We start from the raw sequence: 17,710 nt of genomic DNA, 5'->3' as shown, positions 1-17,710 counted from the left end.
CGACCAGATCGGCGAGGTGCTGCGCCTGCCCGAGGACGGCAAGGAAGACAACCCCGTCAACCTCGACCCCCGCATGGCCAAGCTCGCCGGCGGCGTCCATCGCCTCGACGGCCAGCTCATGGTTGTCCTCGACGTCGATCGCGTCCTCGAGCTCGCGCCCGAGATGATGGCAGCCTGATACGGCGGCATCGCCGTTATCGGGCCTGCAACTGAAAGCGCCCCGGCAAAGGGGAAGGAAGCAGAGGTTCACATGCGAACTTGTCTCGTCGTTGATGATTCCAGCGTCATCCGCAAGGTTGCGCGCCGGATCCTGGAGGGCCTCGACTTCCAGATCCTCGAAGCCGAAGACGGTGAGAAGGCCCTGGAAGCCTGCAAGCGCGGCTTGCCCGATGCGGTGCTGCTCGATTGGAACATGCCCATCATGGACGGCTACGAGTTCCTCGGCCATCTCAGGCGCATGCCCGGAGGCGATCAGCCCAAGGTGGTGTTCTGCACCACCGAGAACGACGTCGCGCACATCGCGCGCGCGCTGCACGCCGGTGCCAACGAGTACATCATGAAACCCTTCGACAAGGACATCGTGACGGCGAAATTCCAGGAAGTCGGCCTTATCTGAGCGATCGCCCGGAGGCTGAACGGATCCTTCGGCGCTTGTTTTCAACTGAACCGTTTCAGTCTGAGTTGGTGAGTAATGAGTGTTGCGTTCGCAGGTAATTCGACCACGGGCTCGTCGCGCGAGGCGGGCCCGTTGCGGGTGATGATCGTCGACGATTCCGTCGTTATTCGCGGTCTGATCTCGCGCTGGGTCGGTGCCGAGCACGACATGGAGGTTGCGGCCTCGCTGCGCACCGGGCTCGAGGCGGTCAACCAGATCGAACGCATCAACCCCGATGTCGCCGTGCTCGACATCGAGATGCCCGAGCTCGACGGCCTCTCGGCACTGCCGCAACTGCTGGCGAAGAAGCGCGATCTGGTCATCATCATGGCCTCGACGCTGACCCGCCGTAACGCGGAGATCAGCTTCAAGGCGTTGTCGCTCGGCGCGGCCGACTACATTCCGAAGCCGGAGTCGACGCGCGAGGCGTCGGCCGCGGACATCTTCCACCACGATTTGGTCCAGAAGATCCGCCACCTCGGCGCGCGCCTGCGCAGGAGGTCCGCGGTTGCGAGCCCGCCGCTGGCGCCCGCGAGCCCCGCGTCGGTTGTACGTGCAGCGGCCGTCGCGCGGTCCACCGCGCCGGCTTCGGCCGCGCCGTCGGCGGGAGCGCCGGCCACGCGCCCGTTCTCGACCCAGGCGCCAAAGGTGCTGCTGATCGGCTCCTCAACCGGCGGTCCGCAGGCGCTGATGGCGCTCGTCACCGAACTCGGCCCGGTGATCGATCGCGTCCCGGTGCTGATCACCCAGCACATGCCGCCGACCTTCACCACCATTCTTGCCGAGCATCTGGCGCGTTCGAGCCGCAAGCCGGCGGCCGAGGCGATCGACGGCGAGCCGGTGAAGCGGGGACGGATTTACCTGGCGCCCGGCGGCAAGCACATGCGCGTCGTGCGCAGCGGCACCGACACTGTGATCGCGCTCGACGACGGCCCCGCCGTCAATTTCTGCAAGCCTGCGGTCGACCCGCTCTTCACCTCCGCCATCGACATCTGGCACGGCGGCATCCTCTGCGTGATCCTGACGGGTATGGGCTCCGACGGCATGCGCGGCGGCAAGGACATCGTCGCTGCCGGCGGCAGTGTCATCGCGCAGGATGAGGCTTCCAGCGTCGTCTGGGGCATGCCGGGCGCGGCCGCCAATGCCGGCATCTGCGCGGCGATCCTGCCGCTCAACCAGATCGGCGCCAAGGTCAATCGTCTGTTCGCGGGGGACCGCTCGTGACGCCGGTTGACTACGAATATTTGCGCAAGTTCCTGAAGGAGCGCTCCGGTCTCGACCTGTCGGCCGACAAGCAATATCTGGTCGAGAGCCGGCTGCTGCCGCTGGCCCGCAAGGCGAGCCTATCGGGCATTCCCGATCTCGTGTTGAAGATCAGGAATGGTGACGGCCGGCTCGCGACCGACGTGGTCGAAGCCATGACCACCAACGAGACCTTCTTCTTCCGCGATAAGATCCCGTTCGACCATTTGCGCGAGACGATCATTCCAGGTCTGGTCCAGGCGCGCGCGGCGCGCAGGTCACTCCGGATCTGGTCAGCGGCATCGTCGACGGGGCAGGAGCCCTATTCGATCGCGATGTGCCTGAAGGAGATGGGTGCTGCGCTCGCCGGCTGGCGTATCGAGATCGTCGCCACCGATCTGTCGCAGGAGGTGCTGGAGAAATCCAAAGCCGGCATCTACAGCCAGTTCGAGGTGCAGCGCGGCCTGCCGATTCAGCTCCTCGTGAAACACTTCACGCAAGTCGGGGACGTCTGGCAGCTCAATCCCGACATTCGATCGATGGTGCAGTTCCGCCAGCTCAATCTGTTGCAGGACTTCTCCCATCTCGGCACGTTCGACGTGATCTTCTGCCGTAACGTGCTGATCTATTTCGACCAGGACACCAAGGCGGTGATCTTCGAGCGGATGGCGAAGGCCATGGAGCCCGACGGCACGCTGCTGCTTGGCGCCGCCGAATCCGTCATCGGCATCTCTGATGCGTTCCGCCCCATCGCCGATCGCCGCGGTCTCTATCAGCTCAACCCCTTGCGCTCCGGCCGCCCTATGGGCGGTTTGATGCCGCCGTCGTTGAAGGTGGCTGCGGCGCGGTGATCTCATCTGTCATACGCCTCACAATATCGCATGTGGCAGAAACCGCGAGCGGTTGCCCGTGATCGGGCTCTCGTCTTCGCGGATCGAGAGGCCACACGGCTCGTGGTTCACCAGCCAGCTTCCAATCACAGGATAGAAGCCTCAAAAGTTCGGCAGCGGTGATAGCGCCTGCCGCACGAAACCTTCGGCGCCGTAAGGGCCCGCCTGCGCGTCGAGCGGCATGCCGCCAGATACAAGCGTGACATTGGCGCCTTCACGCGACAGCAGCGGCTTGCGCACATAGGACGTTCCGAGTTCAGCAGCGCGAGGATCATCCTCGAAGAAGGCCGGCAGCAAATTGGGATGGTTCGGAAACATCTCCCACAGCAGCGGCAGGATTCCCTTGTTGGAGAGCACGGCCTTCCACGGCGGTTCGATCCAGCGCGTCGGTGCGTCCTTGAGCTTGGCGCCGAAGGCGTCGTGGAACATCCACTCCCAGGGATAGAGCTTGAAGGCCAGCCCGATATCGCAATCGTCGAGATCGACGAAGCCGCCACCATCATCGCGCCAGCCGACCGCCTCGATGTCGAGCAGCCTGGTCGAGAGCCCCGCCTGGCGCGCGGTGTCTTCGAGAAGCCAGCGTGCCGGCGTCTTCCTCATTGCCGGTAATGCCGGTGAGATGGACGTGGCGGCCGGCGGCGATCTCCTTCCACGCGGCGATCAGCCGCTCGTGGATGGAGTTGAACTGGTCGGCACGCGACGGAATGATGCGCCGTTCGATCGCCTGCTCGAGCCATGTCCATTGAAATACCGCGGCTTCGAAGATCGAAGTCGGCGTATCCGCATTGTATTCGAGCAGCTTTGCCGGACCTTCGCCGTCGAACTTGAGATCGAGCCGGCCATAGAGGCTGCGGTCGTCGCGCTCCCAGCTCTCGGCAATCAAGGTCCAAAATGCTCGCGGAATCTTCAGGCTGCGCAGGTAGCGCTCGTCGCCGATGACGCGGCCGGCAAGCTCCAGACACATCGCCTCGATCTCGCCGGTCGGCGTCTCGATGTCGCGCTCGATCTCGTCGAGGGTGAAGCTGTAATAAGCGCGCTCGTCCCAATAGCGTTCGCCGTCGATGGTGTGGAAGACGAAACCGCATTGCGCTGCGGTTTCTCGCCAGTCGTTGCGCTCGAGACAGACGATGCGTTGCATGGATCAGCCGCCGCTTGAAAAGCCATGGCCAAACGAGCCGAAGCCGCCGCGGCTCACGCTGCCGGAGCCCGACTCGGACGACGTTCCCGACGAGGAATGGCTCGAGGAATGCTGCTGAAGAAGCTCGATCGCGACGACCAACGCGAGCTGCTGCCACCGCTCGAGGAACTGCTTCGGCTGCTGCACGGGGTGCTCGCCTGAGCTGGCGCTTCCGTTCCGGGCGGAGGCGGCTCGCAGGTCTGCGGCATCATCGTGTAGGCGGTGGTGCCGACCGCGATCGTGCCCATCACCAGCAGTGCAACATGGCCGGAGCGCTTCACCGGCGGCCTCCGAGGCGGTAGCTCGGCCACTTGCCGGCGCTTGCCGAACTCCTTTTTGGAGGGTTTGTCGGCCATGTCAGTAGATCATGCAGGCGGCGTTCAGCAGGCCCGCGGCGAGCGAGGACAGGCCAAGCCAGATCGCCGGGGCAAGCTCGCCGGCAGAGATCCGCGCCGACAGGTTCGGCACCGGGACCTTCACGAGGAAGAACACGATGACCTGCACGACCAGTGCGATCGTCGCCCAGATCAGGCAATCGAGCACATTGGCCGAATGGGCGATGGCGCTGACCAGCGGTGCCACGAAGCCGAGCAGGCTGAGGCCGAGCGCAATCGCCGCGGCCGGCTCGTTGTCGCGGATGAGCTGGAATTCGTTATGCGCAGTGATGCGCGTGTAGACGAACAGATAGGCCACGATGGCGATCAGCCCGGTGCAGAAATAGACCAGGAAGGCGGGCAGGCCGGCGAGTGATTGCAGGATCATCGTTCCCCCGTCGTGCAGCGACCATTCGTCGGCGGAGAAAGGATAGCGGTTCAATGTCGGGAGGACGATGAGGCGCCTTGGCGTCCCCAAAAAACAAAACCCCGCCATTTGCGGCGGGGTTCAGGCTGGGAGGAGCGAGCCCGAGGGCTCGCGACGTAAACCAGGATCAGGCCGGGATGCGCTCGTCGGCCTCGTGCGGCTCGCGCAGCACGTAGCCGCGGCCCCACACGGTCTCGATGAAGTTGCGTCCCTCGGAGGCGTTGGCGAGCTTCTTGCGGAGCTTGCAGATGAAGACGTCGATGATCTTCAGCTCCGGCTCGTCCATGCCGCCATAGAGATGGTTGAGGAACATTTCCTTGGTGAGGGTCGTGCCCTTGCGCAAGCTGAGGAGCTCCAGCATCTGATATTCCTTGCCGGTCAGATGCACGCGTTGGCCGCCGACTTCCACCGTCTTGGTGTCGAGGTTGACGACGAGGTCGCCGGTCTGGATGACCGACTGGGCATGGCCCTTGGAGCGGCGCACGATCGCGTGGATGCGGGCCACCAGCTCGTCCTTGTGGAAGGGCTTGGTCATGTAGTCGTCGGCGCCGACGCCGAGACCCTTGACCTTGTCCTCAATGCCGGCGAGGCCGGAGAGGATCAGAATGGGTGTCTTGATCTTGGAGACCCGGAGCTGCTTGAGCACGTCGTAGCCGGACATGTCGGGCAGATTGAGGTCGAGGAGAATAATGTCGTAATCGTATAGTTTACCGAGATCGACGCCTTCTTCCCCCAAATCGGTCGTGTAGACGTTGAAGCTCTCCGACTTCAACATCAGCTCGATCGACTGCGCGACGGCGCTGTCATCTTCAATCAGCAAAACGCGCATGCCAGTTCCCCATAGTCGCCGCTCCTGGGCGTCAGGTCGGCCGCATTCGCGGCACTCAACAAAACGCCTTTGAACAACTGATTCGGATCCTGACAACAGATGGTTAACAAACTCTGATTCTGGAACGCAAGTCCCCCCGGTGCAATTTTTGTCGAATCGCCCTAAGGTCTTGCGTGCGAAGCAGCTTTCGTCACCCGATTCCGTTCAAGCTCCACTTTAAGAGACGGGCCTAACCGACTCCCGCGACTCAGCCTTCTTCTGAAGGGAAGTCACGCTCAGTCTCAAAGACAGTGACGCAATGATTAATGATGCGGGTAAACACGAAGTTAAGCGCCGTTCAGAAATATGGCGAAACTTAAGGTTTTCACCTTGAAGCCCCGGACGACGAAGGCGCGCACCTCATGAAGGCCCACCTATGAAGGCTTTGGCCGAACAGATCGGCGACATCGACGGCGTCAACATCTACGGCCGTGTAGTCGGCGTGCGCGGCCTCATGGTCGAGGTGGCTGGTCCCATTCACGCAATGTCGGTGGGTGCGCGGCTGGTGATCGAGACCGGTGCCAACCGCTCGATCCCCTGCGAGGTGATCGGCTTCTCCGGCAACAATGCCGTGGTGATGCCGTTCGCCGGCCTCGACGGCGTGCGCCGCGGCTGCAAGGCGGTCATCGCCAATGCCGCCAATCAAGTGCGGCCGTCAGCGGCCTGGCTCGGCCGCGTCGTCAATGCGCTGGGCGAGCCGATCGACGGCAAGGGGCCCCTGCCGCAAGGTTCCTCGCCGATGCCGTTCCGCAATACGCCGCCGCCCGCGCATTCGCGCAAGCGCGTCGGCGCCCCGCTCGACCTCGGCGTGCGCGCGATGAACACCTTTCTCACCTGCTGCCGGGGCCAGCGCATGGGAATCTTCGCGGGCTCCGGAGTCGGCAAGTCGGTGCTGCTGTCGATGCTGGCGCGCAACGTCGATGCGGCGGTCAGCGTCATCGGGCTGATCGGCGAACGCGGCCGCGAGGTGCAGGAATTCTTGCAGGACGATCTCGGCGAGGAGGGCCTTGCGCGCTCCGTCGTGGTGGTGGCGACCTCGGACGAGCCGGCGCTTATGCGCCGCCAGGCGGCGTATCTGACGCTCGCGGTCGCTGAGTATTTTCGCGACGAGGACAAGGACGTGCTCTGCCTGATGGACTCGGTGACGCGCTTTGCCATGGCCCAGCGCGAGATTGGTCTATCCGCCGGCGAGCCGCCGACTGCCAAGGGCTACACGCCGACCGTGTTCACCGAATTGCCCAAACTCCTGGAGCGCGCCGGACCCGGACTGGGAGAGGGCGCCATCACCGCGATCTTCACGGTGCTGGTCGACGGCGACGATCATAATGAGCCAATTGCGGACGCCGTCCGCGGTATCCTCGACGGCCATATCGTGATGCAGCGCTCGATCGCCGAGCGCGGTCGCTACCCCGCCATCAACATCCTCAAATCCGTCTCCCGCACCATGCCGAAATCGGCCGATCCGCAATTCTGGCCAACCATCCAGCGGGCACGACAGGTGATGGCGACCTATGCCGACATGGAGGAATTGATCCGGCTTGGCGCCTACCGGGCCGGCTCCAGCCCCGAGGTCGACGAAGCGATCCGCCTGCACGAGCCGCTCGAGGCCTTCCTCCGCCAGCGCAAGGACGAAAATGCATCACTCGCGGACGGCTATCGCCAGTTGGCGCAAATCCTGGGTGATTTGGAAACGGAACGCTAACTTTGTCAGGTCATCATCCGATCCCACAGAGTAGCAGAGCCGGTCTTGGCCGCAATCGGGCCTGTGGGGAGACCGGTGCCGTCCCACGTGCAGCGAGGGGACTTCTGGGGAGTACGAGTCGATGAAGTCACGTGATACCCTCATTCGCCTGAAGAAATTTCAGGTCGACGAGAAGCGCCGCCGGGTCACCCAGATCGAGACCATGATCGCCGACTTCCAGCGGATGTCGGTTGATCTCGAGCGCGAGATCCAAACCGAGCAGGAGCGCGCCGGGATCAACGATCCCTCGCACTTCGCCTACCCGACCTATGCCAAGGCTGCGATCCAGCGCCGCGAGAACCTGACCCGCTCGGCCGACGAGCTCAAGGGCCAACTCGACGAAGCCAAGGCCGCATTGGCCGAAGCCTTCGAGGAGTTGAAGAAGGTCGAGCTCCTCGACGAGCGTGACCAGGCCCGCGAGCGCGCCGAAGAGAACGCCCGCGAGCAGGCCGACCTCGACAGCATCGGCCTGATGCGCGCCCGCATCGGCGCCGTCGCCTAACGGCGCCAGCAGCCCGACCGCCGAGAAATCTGCCAAACCCGGACCGCAAGGTCCGGGTTTTCATATTTGCTGTCCACAGTGGAGGCGCGGCGCCTCTTGGTGGTCAGGTTTGTCGCGCGCTATGGTAGCGACGTGCCTGGGCTTGCGCGGAAAGCGACGGGCGGTGGGGGGCTGAATGCTGACGCCAGCAGAGCTGGTCGGGCTGATTGAGGCGGTGGCGAAGGGCGATCAGGCCGCATTCGAGCGGCTCTACGTCGCCACGCGCGCGAAACTTTACGGCGTCGTGCTCCGTATCTTGCGCCGGCAGGATCTCGCAGAGGAGGTCATTCAGGAGACCTACGTCAAGATCTGGAACAGCGCCGGCCAGTTCAATCCGGCCATGTCCTCGCCGATCACGTGGATGGCGTCGATCGCCCGCAACCGCGCGATCGACGTTGTGCGCAAGAAGTCGGAAGTCTCCATCGAGGAAGAGCCTCAGGCGATGGAGGTGGCGGCCGATAGTCCTGATCCGCTGGCGCGGAGGGAGATGACCGAGGAGTTGAAACGGCTCCTGGAATGTATCGGCCGGCTCGAGCCGGACCGCCAGCGGCTCGTGCTTCTCGCCTATTACAACGGTTGGAGCCGTGAGCAATTGGCGGAGAAATTCGTTGCGCCTGTCAACACGGTGAAGACGTGGCTGCGGCGCAGCATGCTGGATATCCGGGAGTGCCTCGGGCTTTAGTGGATGATGAGAGTGGCAGGTACCAGCGCGGCAACGACTGTCCACCTCTCCCCAATGGGGAGAGATGAAGGACAGTGATGGCCTACACGGAGGACCATATCGCGCTCGCCGCGGAATATGCGCTCGGTACGCTCGACGCCGACGAGCGCGTGCAGGTCGAGACCATGATGGCGGTGGACAAGGCGTTCGCCGATATCGTGCAGGCCTGGGCCTTCCGGCTCGGCGCGCTCAACCAGATGGTCGGCTTGGTCGAGCCGCGCCCGATCGTGTGGGAGAACATCAGGTCCGAGATCGCGCGCACGACCCTTGCGCAGGAGCCGCATGTCGAGGCTGCACCGCCACCCATACCGGAATTGCCTTCGCTGGACATTGCCTCTTCGGAATCGTCGACGGCCGGCGTGCAGTCCCCGGAGCCGCAGCATCCCGAAGCGGAGCAGCCGCAGACATCGCGTGCCGAGCCCGACGCTATTCCGGACATCGCGCCGCAGTTCATGCCGCAGGTCCATGCTCCGGATCTCAACGTCGGCCGCGCGCCGCAGGCGCCGGCCGTCGAGGACGGCAATGTGATCCGTATCGAGGGGCGCGTGAAGCGCTGGCGCAACATCGCATCCGCCGTCGGCGCGCTTGCGGCCGCGCTGCTCGTGGCGCTGTCGCTTCAGATATTCCTCCCTGATGCGTTGCCGGGTGCCTTGCGTCCCGCGCCGCGCATCCAGACTGTGGAAGTGAAGACACCGGCCGCGCCGCTCGCCCCCTCCGCGCAATATGTCGCGCTGCTGCAGGGCCAGGGCGGCGGCCCCGCCTTCATTCTCACCATCGACGGCGCGACGCGGAATTTCACGGTCCGCAAGGTCGGCGCGACCCCGGAGCCCGGCAAGAGCTTCGAGCTCTGGCTGATCTCCGACAAGCTGCCGCGCCCGCGTTCGCTCGGCGTGATCGGTGCTAGCGATTTCACCGCGCGTCCGCTGCTGGCTTCCTACGATTTCGACGTCGTCAACGGCGCGACTTACGCCGTCACGGTCGAGCAGGCCGGCGGTTCGCCCAATGGCCAGCCGACCTCGGCGCCGGTGTTTTCCGGCAAGCTGATCGAAACCGTGCCGCCGGCGCAGCCGGCGAAGTAGCCCAACATTTCATCGTCCTGGCGAAGAGCGTCGTGGCCCGGATGGAGCGCAATCCGGACGACCACTGTCCGGCATTCCGCTCTGCTCCGAGCTACCAGCAGAAACTGTCGCCACGGTCCATCCTGTCGTCGTAATCCGACAAGTCCCGCCGATTCCCGCGCCCGATTTGAACCTGGCTGCACTTGGCGGCGTCAAATGCCCAGAATTTGAAGGCGGCGCCGCTGAGCGCGATGCCGGAGAGGGTGAGAAAATCAGATGGATGCAGTGAAGGCTCCCGGCATCTTCATTCACCAATATGCGGGGCTGCCGCACGGTCCGGAGTTCGAGCACTGGCGCGAGCGGGTCTTCGGGTCCTGCGGCCTCGATATCGCGCCGAGCCGGGGCGACAGCATCGACTGCCGGCTCCAGGTCAGCGTCGTCGACAACATCGCGCTCGCCATTCCCGAAGGCGCTTCCGCACAATATTCACGCACGCAGAGCCACCTTGCCGACGGCCGCGACGATGTCGTCCTGATTGCCGGACATGCGGGCCGCGTCCGCGTCGGGCAGAACGGTCACACCGTCGAACTCGCGCCGGCGCAGATGGTGCTCGCCGACATGAGCATCACCGGCACTGTCGGCCACACCGACGAGGAGCGCTTCACTACCATCCGCATGCCGCGCCGCGCGCTGCTCGACATCAATCCGCGCGCAGAGGAGAAGCTGTCGCAGGTGCTCTCCGACGGCGCGGTCGCCGAGACCATCTTCCGCTACCATGCGCTCGCCGCCAATCAGGCGCCGCATCTCGATGCGGTCGGGCAGCGTCTGACCGCGCAGCACATGATTGATCTCGTCGGTCTTCTGCTCGGGACCGACGCCGAGCATGCCAGCCTTGCGCGCGGACGCGGGCATGCGGCGGCCCGTCTCGATCTCATGCGCGCCGACGTGATGGCGGCGCTCGGCCGCAACGATCTCTGCCTGTCCGAGATCGCGACGCGCTCGGGCCTCAGCCCGCGCCAGGCGCAGCGCCTGTTCGAGCAGGCCGGCACGACCTTCACCGAATTCGTGCTGGAGCAGCGCCTGCTCCAGGCGCGCAAACTGCTCTGCGATCCCCGCGCCAGGACGCGCAAGATCAGCGACATCGCGCATTCCTCAGGCTTTTCCGATCTGTCCTATTTCAATCGCGCCTTCCGCAAGCGCTTCGGCGCGACGCCGTCGGAACTGCGCGAGGCGTGATCCGGCCGGTCTAATCTTGTCCGGCGCGTCAATGCTGCCGCAGTTGGTCAAGGCGGCCGAATGCGCTATATCTGGCTGCGGCGGATCGCTCGATCCGCATGTCGGTCGCTCGTATCGGCCGTTGGGAAAGCGCAGTAGGCGGACATGGCGCGTATCGTCGTGCTCGGCGCCGGGTTTGCAGGCCTGTGGGCGGCCATCGGCGCTGCGCGCAAGCGCGACGAGATCGGCGCGAACAGCGACATCGATATCCGTCTCGTCGACCGCAATCCCTATCACAACATCCGCGTCCGCAATTACGAGGCCGACCTCGGCGAGGTCGCGCTACCGCTGCCGCAACTGCTCGATCCGATCGGCGTCAGCCACGGCATCGGCGAAGTTGAAGCCATCGATCCGACACGACGTGAAATCTCGCTGGTCACGAGCGGCGGTGAGGAGAGGTTGGACTATGACCGCCTCGTGCTGGCGCTCGGCAGCGAGGTGATGCGTCCCGACATTCCAGGCCTTGCCGAGCACGCTTTCGACGTCGATACCTATGCCGCGGCGCTCCGCCTCGAGGATCATCTCGTCTCGCTTGGACGCAGCGTGCCGGCGCCGGGGCGTTCGACGGTGGTAGTGGTCGGCGCCGGCTTCACCGGCATCGAGGTCGCGGCCGAGATGCCCGCGAGGCTGACGCGTGCGGGCATCAGCGGCAGCCGCCGCATCGTCCTCGTCGATCCCAATCCAGCGGTCGGCGCCACCATCGGCGCGCAGGCGCGTCCCGTGATCGAGACGGCCTTGGCCTCGCTCGATGTCGAGATGCGGCTTGGTGTGCGCGTCGTCTCGGTCGAGGCTGCCGGCATGCGCCTGAGTTCGGGCGAGTTCATTTCGGCGCAGACGGTGATCTGGTGTGCCGGGCTCCGTGCAAGCCCCTTGGCGGCGAGCTTTCCGGACGCGCGCGATCGCCTCGGGCGCATCCTGGTCGATCCTTTCATGCGGGTTGCGGATGTCGGCGGTGTGTTCGCGGCCGGCGACGTTGCCTCGAGCGTGATCGACGGGCTGCATCCGACCGTGATGTCCTGCCAGTTCGCGCGCCCCATGGGCCGCTTCGCCGGTCACAACGTGGTGGCTGATCTCGCCGGTCTGCCGATGCTGCCGTTGCGGATCGACTGGTACGTGACCGTGCTCGATCTCGGCACCTGGGGCGCGCTCTACACGGAAGGCTGGAATCGTGAGGTGCGCGCCACCGGCGCGGCCGCGAAAGTGACCAAGGAGACGATCAACCGCAGGCGCATCTATCCGCCGCTCACGGGCAGCAGGGACGAGCTCTTCGCTGCCGCGGCGCCGACGGTGCAGACGCCGCCGCCGACGTACCGGGCGCGGTAGCCGCAAGCGCACTGTCATCGTCCGCGAAGGGGTGATCCAGTATTCCAAAAGGAATGGAAAACGAGCCGTCCGCGGCGCACTGGATTGTCCGCCTTTGCGGGGAATCGCAATTGTGACCGTCGTGGTATCGCTGGCTACATCCGCGCCGAATTCATTTCATTTTCCGCAACATACCTCAGACATGAGAAAGCGCCCGTGGGGGGCGGGCGCTTTCTGTAGTCGACTTGGGGTTGGGGTCGTCTACATATCCACGTGGCGACTTTGGGGGGCTGGTAAAGAGCCGCGTGAATTCACAAAACTCGTCAGGTCTCCTTAGCGAACGAGGGACGCGTTCGAACTGGTAATCACGACCGGCTGGCCGGCCTTGATGACGCGGGCGCTCTGGGTCAGGCCTTCATCCGAACCCGTGCGTGCCGTGATGCCGAGGCCGGCCACCACGATCCCTGCGACGAGGGCCACGACCACAATCTTCAGATGGGTCGCGCGGTCTGCGCTGTAGATCGAGTGGTTCATGGAAGCCTCCTGCCGCCATCTACCCGAAGTAGTCGCCAGCCCATTCAGGCAGGTTCATGCTTCCGGTGCCCAACAACCTAGTATTGGGAGGATTCGTTCCCAAGAGGCCATCACAAGAGCGTGACAGGACGTGAAAGGTCGCGATCAAAAGCGATCGTTGGTCATGCGATTATATAATTATTTCAACGATGTAATTACCTGTGAGGCGCCTTTTCGGCTTTTGGGCCACAAGCAGCCAAGAACTCAAAAACCATTTGCATGTGGCCAAAAAACACGCGGCTTCTTGAGCCAAATCAGATGCTTCCGACTGTTTTCAACCTCGCTCTAGGGTGGATTTCGGCCTGCGACAGCACGGTCGTCTGTGCCCGGAACCGTTCCACCAGGGAGCGGACGAAGGGACGAATTGCGGCAGAGGTGACCAGCACCGGCGCCTCGCCTTCGCGGGCGGCGCGCTCGAACGCCTCGCGCACGGCGGTCATGAACTCCGACAGTTTCGAGGGCTGCATCGCAAGGCTGCGCTCTTCGCCCTGGCCGATGATCGACTCGGCAAATGCCTGTTCCCAGCGTGCCGACAGCGCGATCAGCGGCAAATAGCCGTTGTAGGAGGTGTTCTGCGCGCAGATCTGCCGCGCCAGCCGGGCGCGGACATGCTCGACCATGGTCGCGGGATTGCGTGAGAAGGCGAGCGAGTCGGCGATGCCTTCGAGGATGGTCGAGAGATCGCGGATCGAGATGCGCTCGGCCAGCAGGAGTTGCAGCACGCGCTGGATGCCAGAGACCGTGACCTGTCCCGGCACGATGTCCTTGACCAGCTCGCTCTGCTCCTTCGGCAGCTCCTTGAGCAGCTTCTGCACCTCGCCATAAGAGAGCAGGTCCGACATGTTGGCCTTGAGCAGCTCGGTGAGGTGGGTCGAGAGCACGGTTGCGGCGTCGACCACGGTATAGCCCTTCAGCGAGGCCTCTTCCTTGAAGCTGGCGTCCACCCAGGTCGCAGGCAGGCCGAAGGTCGGCTCGGTGGTGTGAATGCCGGGCACCTGCACCTGGCTGCCGCCGGGGTCCATGACCATGAACTGGTTCGGCCAGATCTTGCCGGTGCCGGCGTCGACCTCCTTGATCTTGATGATGTAAGTGTTGGCCTCGAGCTGGACGTTGTCGAGGATGCGCACCGCCGGCATCACGAAACCCATCTCGACCGCGAGCGAGCGGCGCAGCGCCTTAATCTGCTCGGTGAGGCGGTCGGTGCCATCGGGGCCGTTGACCAGCGGCAGCAGGGCATAGCCGAGCTCGATCTTGAGGTCGTCGATCTTGAGCGCAGCCGAGATCGGCTCTTCGGCCGCAGCCGCGCCCGGCGCACCCGGCGTGCCCGGAGCAGGCGCGGCCTTGGCGGCTTCCTCGGCCTTGATGCTGATCCTCTTGTTGGTGCGCGCCTGCCAGGCGAGCGCGCCGGCGCCGGCGCCGAGCGCGAGGAAGGGGAGGGTCGGAATGCCCGGCAGCGCGGCTAGCACCAGCATCACCGCCGAGGACATGGCCAGCGCCTGCGGATAGCCGGAGAACTGCTTCATCAACGCCTTGTCGGCGGCGCCGGAGACGCCGGCCTTGGAGACAAGCAGGCCGGCCGCGGTCGAGACGATCAGCGCCGGCACCTGGGTGACGAGGCCGTCACCAACGGTCAGGAGCGTGTAGCTGCGGCCGGCGTCGGCGAATGACATGCCCTGCTGCGCCACGCCGATGATCATGCCGCCGACCACGTTGATGAAGACGATCAGCAGGCCGGCGATGGCATCGCCGCGCACGAACTTGGAGGCGCCGTCCATGGCACCGAAGAAGCCGCTCTCATCCTCCAGTTCCTTGCGTCGCTCCTTGGCGACCTTCTCGTCGATCAGGCCGGCGGAGAGGTCGGCGTCGATCGCCATCTGCTTGCCGGGCATGGCGTCGAGGTGGAAGCGGGCGGCGACCTCCGCGATGCGGCCCGAACCCTTGGTGATGACGACGAAGTTGACGATGATCAGGATGGCGAAGACGATGATGCCGATGACGAAATTGCCGCCCATCACGAAGCTGCCGAAGGCCTCGATGACGTGACCGGCGGCAGCCGTGCCCTCGTGCCCGTGCGACAGGATCAGCCGGGTCGAGGCCATGTTGAGCGACAGGCGCAGCATGGTCGAGATCAGCAGGATGGTCGGGAAGGCGGAGAATTCCAGCGGCGCCTGGATGAACAGCGACGTCATCAGGATCAGGATCGAGAGCGTGATCGAGATCGCCAGGAACAGGTCCAGCACGATCGCGGGCAGGGGGAGGATCAGCACCACCAGGATGGTGAGGATGCCGAGCGCCAGCGCGATATCGCCGCGCTTGAGGACGTTGACGATTTCGGAGACGGAGGGGATCCCGGGCCTTGCCCCGCCTACGCCTTGTCCCGCGGTGACATCGACCATGGTAGCTGCCTCCCCGCGCGACTGCCGTCCGCGCGCCCCAAACGTCTGCGCAGCGGCCGAGGGGCCGCCGTTCCGAAAGTGAGGCACCGCACTGGCGTCCACGGGGGCTCCCGTTCTACGCGGCTGACGACACTCGACTTCACCCGGCAATTTTTGCCCGGTGTATGGTTAGCAAAGTGTTAACGGAGGGTGCGGAAGAGCGAGGCGAGGGGTTTTTGGGAGTCATTTGCGGGGCGATGCGGAGCATCGAACCCGGAATTCTCGGGATTCCGGGTTCGGCTCTTCGAGCCGCTCCCGGAATGACGCAGAGAGAAAGCCGCCCCTACTTCCACTTCTCCATCTTGGTCACCGAGTAACCCGAGGCGGCCTCCTCGGCCTCGAAGGTCACCTTGTCGCCGACCTTCACCTGCTTCAGCATCGCGGGATCTTTGACGCGGTAGACCATGGTCATGGGTTCCTCCATGCCGAGGCTTTTCGCGGGGCCGTGCTTGAGCGTGATCTTGCCGGCGCCCTCGTCGATCTTCTTGACCTCGCCGCTGATCGAAGCGCCGGCCGCCAGGGCTCCAGTGGCACCGCCTAACGTCAGCGCCAGCGCAGCAGTGATACGGATGATGCGGTTCATGGCAGTCTCCCTTTTCGTTACTTCACGGTGACGTGGCCGACCATGCCGTAGTCGCGGTGGTCGGGAATCAGACAGGAAAATTCGAACGTGCCGGCCTTGCTGAACTTCCAGAGGATCTCGGCCGTCTTGTTCGGGGCGAGACGCACCCCGTTCGGATCGTCGTGCTGCATGTGCGGATGCTTCTTCATCTCCACCGCATGGGCGAGATTCTCCTTGGTGGTCGCGAGCAGGAATTCATGGTCCTCCTTGCCGACGTTGCGCAGGACGAAGCGAATCTGCTCGCCCCGTTTGACCTCGATCCTGGCGGGTGTGTAGTCCATCTCGTTCATCAGAATCTCGATGGTGCGCGCGGGCTTGTTGGGATTGCCGGGCTCGCCGGCCGAAAAGGCCCCGTGCCCGTGCTTGTCGTGGGCAAGAGCCGGCGCGGCCGAGAGCGCGGTCAGCGCCAGGGCGAGCCTGATCGTTTTCTTCATCGTCGTCTCCAGTTGGTGATTCATCGAACGCTCACATCTTGTGCTTCATTGGCGGACTGCCTGATTTTTGTCGTGCCGGCTCTGCGGCCGGCGGCGTGACCTCATAGGCGACGGTACCTTTCGGGAATTGGTAGGGGCCGGGATCGCGATAGTCGTCGCGTGCGAGCTCCTCGCGAATCTTCATCACCGTGAACATTCCGCCCATCTCAATCGGCCCGAACTGGCCGGTACCGGTCATCATCGGCAGCGTGTTGTCGGGCGCGGGCATCTCCATGTTGCCCATCGCCATGCCGGTCGAGCCCATCGCCATGCTGTCGGGCGCGAGCTTGCCGACGGCCTTGGCGAGATCCTTGCGCGATACGCCGATCAGGTTGCGCACGTCATGGCCCATCGCATTCATGGTGTGGTGCGACTTGTGGCAATGGAACGCCCAATCGCCGGGATTGTCCGCGAGCACGTCGAACACGCGCACCGCGCCGACCGGTACGTCCGTCGTCGTCGCCGGATATTGCGCGCTCTCGGGAATCCAGCCGCCGTCGGTGCAGGTCACGGCAAAGCTGTGGCCGTGCAGATGGATCGGATGATTGGTCATGCTGAGATTGCCGATGCGCACGCGCACCTTGTCGCCGAGCCTGACCGGCAGCGGATCAATGCCGGGAAACACCCGCGCGTTCCAGGTCCACATGTTGAAGTCGGTCATCTCGTTGACCTGCGGCAGGTAGGTGCCGGGATCGACGCGATAGGTGCTCATCACGAAGACGAAATCGCGGTCCACGGGCCGGAAGCTCGAATCGCGCGGATGCACGACGACCATGCCCATCATGCCCATCGCCATCTGCACCATTTCGTCGGAATGCGGGTGATACATGAAGGTTCCGCTCTTCTTCATCTCGAACTCATAGACGAAGGTTTTTCCCGGCTGGATATGCGGCTGGTTCAGCCCGCCGACACCATCCATGCCGCTGGGAATGATCATGCCGTGCCAGTGCACCGTGGTGTATTCGGGCAGCTTGTTGGTGACGAAGATGCGGAGCTTGTCGCCCTCGACGGCCTCGATGGTCGGGCCCGGCGACTGGCCGTTATAGCCCCACAAATTCACCTTCATGCCTTCGGCGAATTCGCGCACCACGGGCTCGGCGACGAGATGGAATTCCTTCCAATCGCCGTTCATGCGGAACGGCAGCGACCAGCCGTTCAGCGTGACCACGGGACGATAGTCCGGGCCGCTGATCGGATGCAGCGGCGGCTGCATCACCACCTTGTCCATATGCGCAGCCTCCGGAATCGAAGCGGCCTGGACGCGGCCCTGAATCGCGGAGGCGCTGACGAGCGCGGCAGTGCCCAAAAATCCTCGGCGGGAAAACATGCTGGCCTC

General features: G+C 64.3%; 16 protein-coding genes and 3 pseudogenes. 10 read left to right on the top strand and 9 right to left on the bottom strand.

The features are described from left to right. The 4 genes and pseudogenes from IVA78_RS20495 to IVA78_RS20480 form a co-directional block, all read left to right on the top strand. Positions 1 to 178: pseudogene (locus tag IVA78_RS20495) on the top strand (chemotaxis protein CheW); the annotation flags it as partial. A gap of 72 nt (positions 179 to 250) precedes the next feature. Continuing rightward, complete coding sequence (locus IVA78_RS20490) at positions 251 to 616, top strand: response regulator (RefSeq protein ID WP_008138864.1); 366 nt, start codon at positions 251 to 253, stop codon at positions 614 to 616. Between the two features lie 75 nt (positions 617 to 691). Beyond that, a complete protein-coding gene (locus IVA78_RS20485) occupies positions 692 to 1,879 on the top strand; it encodes a chemotaxis response regulator protein-glutamate methylesterase (RefSeq protein WP_247416150.1) in 1,188 nt (395 codons plus the stop codon). After that, entirely contained in the window at positions 1,876 to 2,748 is an 873-nt protein-coding gene (locus IVA78_RS20480; protein WP_247416148.1) for a protein-glutamate O-methyltransferase CheR, read from the top strand. Before IVA78_RS20485 ends, IVA78_RS20480 begins: the two co-directional genes overlap by 4 nt. Positions 2,749 to 2,766: 18 nt before the next feature. Here the strand turns inward: IVA78_RS20480 and IVA78_RS20475 are convergent. From IVA78_RS20475 to IVA78_RS20460, 4 genes and pseudogenes are all read right to left on the bottom strand, one after another. After that, positions 2,767 to 3,925: pseudogene (locus IVA78_RS20475) on the bottom strand (glutathionylspermidine synthase family protein). A gap of 3 nt (positions 3,926 to 3,928) precedes the next feature. Beyond that, a pseudogene (locus tag IVA78_RS20470) lies at positions 3,929 to 4,320 on the bottom strand (hypothetical protein). A 1-nt stretch (position 4,321) separates the two neighbouring features. Then, a complete protein-coding gene (locus tag IVA78_RS20465; protein ID WP_100181150.1) occupies positions 4,322 to 4,726 on the bottom strand; it encodes a DUF350 domain-containing protein in 405 nt (134 codons plus the stop codon). A 166-nt stretch (positions 4,727 to 4,892) separates the two neighbouring features. Beyond that, positions 4,893 to 5,594 carry a response regulator transcription factor gene (locus IVA78_RS20460; protein WP_016848562.1) on the bottom strand — a complete coding sequence of 234 codons (702 nt, stop codon included), beginning with the start codon at positions 5,592 to 5,594 and terminating at the stop codon, positions 4,893 to 4,895. Positions 5,595 to 6,009: 415 nt separating this feature from the next. Here IVA78_RS20460 and fliI point away from each other — a divergent pair, with 415 nt between their 5' ends. From fliI to IVA78_RS20430, 6 genes are all read left to right on the top strand, one after another. Next, positions 6,010 to 7,335, top strand: coding sequence for a flagellar protein export ATPase FliI (fliI, locus tag IVA78_RS20455; RefSeq protein ID WP_247280852.1), 1,326 nt, complete (start codon positions 6,010 to 6,012; stop codon positions 7,333 to 7,335). Positions 7,336 to 7,456: 121 nt separating this feature from the next. Then, positions 7,457 to 7,876 carry a flagellar export protein FliJ gene (fliJ, locus tag IVA78_RS20450; protein WP_011084990.1) on the top strand — a complete coding sequence of 140 codons (420 nt, stop codon included), beginning with the start codon at positions 7,457 to 7,459 and terminating at the stop codon, positions 7,874 to 7,876. A 175-nt stretch (positions 7,877 to 8,051) separates the two neighbouring features. After that, positions 8,052 to 8,597, top strand: coding sequence for a sigma-70 family RNA polymerase sigma factor (locus tag IVA78_RS20445; protein ID WP_247280851.1), 546 nt, complete (start codon positions 8,052 to 8,054; stop codon positions 8,595 to 8,597). A 77-nt stretch (positions 8,598 to 8,674) separates the two neighbouring features. Beyond that, complete coding sequence (locus tag IVA78_RS20440) at positions 8,675 to 9,715, top strand: anti-sigma factor (protein WP_247280850.1); 1,041 nt, start codon at positions 8,675 to 8,677, stop codon at positions 9,713 to 9,715. Positions 9,716 to 9,970: 255 nt separating this feature from the next. Next, positions 9,971 to 10,930 carry an AraC family transcriptional regulator gene (locus IVA78_RS20435; RefSeq protein ID WP_247280849.1) on the top strand — a complete coding sequence of 320 codons (960 nt, stop codon included), beginning with the start codon at positions 9,971 to 9,973 and terminating at the stop codon, positions 10,928 to 10,930. 144 nt (positions 10,931 to 11,074) lie between these two features. Beyond that, positions 11,075 to 12,292: an NAD(P)/FAD-dependent oxidoreductase gene (locus IVA78_RS20430; protein ID WP_247416137.1), complete on the top strand. Its 1,218-nt coding sequence runs from the start codon at positions 11,075 to 11,077 to the stop codon at positions 12,290 to 12,292. Positions 12,293 to 12,604: 312 nt separating this feature from the next. Here the strand turns inward: IVA78_RS20430 and IVA78_RS20425 are convergent, their stop codons facing one another. The 5 genes from IVA78_RS20425 to IVA78_RS20405 all read right to left on the bottom strand — a co-directional run bounded on the left by IVA78_RS20425 (position 12,605) and on the right by IVA78_RS20405 (position 17,701). Beyond that, on the bottom strand, positions 12,605 to 12,805 hold the full coding sequence (locus tag IVA78_RS20425) for a hypothetical protein (RefSeq protein ID WP_247280847.1): 201 nt from the start codon (positions 12,803 to 12,805) through the stop codon (positions 12,605 to 12,607). 293 nt (positions 12,806 to 13,098) lie between these two features. Beyond that, positions 13,099 to 15,240, bottom strand: a complete 2,142-nt coding sequence (flhA, locus tag IVA78_RS20420) for a flagellar biosynthesis protein FlhA (RefSeq protein ID WP_247280846.1) — start codon at positions 15,238 to 15,240, stop codon at positions 13,099 to 13,101. 322 nt (positions 15,241 to 15,562) lie between these two features. Continuing rightward, positions 15,563 to 15,862: a copper-binding protein gene (locus tag IVA78_RS20415; protein WP_247280845.1), complete on the bottom strand. Its 300-nt coding sequence runs from the start codon at positions 15,860 to 15,862 to the stop codon at positions 15,563 to 15,565. A 17-nt stretch (positions 15,863 to 15,879) separates the two neighbouring features. Beyond that, positions 15,880 to 16,335, bottom strand: coding sequence for a cupredoxin family protein (locus IVA78_RS20410; protein WP_247280844.1), 456 nt, complete (start codon positions 16,333 to 16,335; stop codon positions 15,880 to 15,882). A gap of 31 nt (positions 16,336 to 16,366) precedes the next feature. After that, entirely contained in the window at positions 16,367 to 17,701 is a 1,335-nt protein-coding gene (locus IVA78_RS20405) for a copper oxidase (RefSeq protein WP_247467341.1), read from the bottom strand. Positions 17,702 to 17,710 lie beyond the last annotated feature (9 nt).

The organism is Bradyrhizobium sp. 137, from assembly GCF_023074095.1.
Taxonomy (GTDB): Bacteria; Pseudomonadota; Alphaproteobacteria; order Rhizobiales; family Xanthobacteraceae; genus Bradyrhizobium.
This window is presented reverse-complemented; position numbering and strand designations above follow the sequence as displayed.

Coding starts and splice junctions, on each gene's coding strand:
- IVA78_RS20490 (WP_008138864.1), top strand. CDS start 251: ATGCGAACTTGTCTCGTCGTTGATGATTCCAGCGTCATCCGCAAGGTT.
- IVA78_RS20485 (WP_247416150.1), top strand. CDS start 692: ATGAGTGTTGCGTTCGCAGGTAATTCGACCACGGGCTCGTCGCGCGAG.
- IVA78_RS20465 (WP_100181150.1), bottom strand. CDS start 4,726: ATGATCCTGCAATCACTCGCCGGCCTGCCCGCCTTCCTGGTCTATTTC.
- IVA78_RS20460 (WP_016848562.1), bottom strand. CDS start 5,594: ATGCGCGTTTTGCTGATTGAAGATGACAGCGCCGTCGCGCAGTCGATC.
- fliI (WP_247280852.1), top strand. CDS start 6,010: ATGAAGGCTTTGGCCGAACAGATCGGCGACATCGACGGCGTCAACATC.
- fliJ (WP_011084990.1), top strand. CDS start 7,457: ATGAAGTCACGTGATACCCTCATTCGCCTGAAGAAATTTCAGGTCGAC.
- IVA78_RS20445 (WP_247280851.1), top strand. CDS start 8,052: ATGCTGACGCCAGCAGAGCTGGTCGGGCTGATTGAGGCGGTGGCGAAG.
- IVA78_RS20440 (WP_247280850.1), top strand. CDS start 8,675: ATGGCCTACACGGAGGACCATATCGCGCTCGCCGCGGAATATGCGCTC.
- IVA78_RS20435 (WP_247280849.1), top strand. CDS start 9,971: ATGGATGCAGTGAAGGCTCCCGGCATCTTCATTCACCAATATGCGGGG.
- IVA78_RS20430 (WP_247416137.1), top strand. CDS start 11,075: ATGGCGCGTATCGTCGTGCTCGGCGCCGGGTTTGCAGGCCTGTGGGCG.
- IVA78_RS20425 (WP_247280847.1), bottom strand. CDS start 12,805: ATGAACCACTCGATCTACAGCGCAGACCGCGCGACCCATCTGAAGATT.
- flhA (WP_247280846.1), bottom strand. CDS start 15,240: ATGGTCGATGTCACCGCGGGACAAGGCGTAGGCGGGGCAAGGCCCGGG.
- IVA78_RS20415 (WP_247280845.1), bottom strand. CDS start 15,862: ATGAACCGCATCATCCGTATCACTGCTGCGCTGGCGCTGACGTTAGGC.
- IVA78_RS20410 (WP_247280844.1), bottom strand. CDS start 16,335: ATGAAGAAAACGATCAGGCTCGCCCTGGCGCTGACCGCGCTCTCGGCC.
- IVA78_RS20405 (WP_247467341.1), bottom strand. CDS start 17,701: ATGTTTTCCCGCCGAGGATTTTTGGGCACTGCCGCGCTCGTCAGCGCC.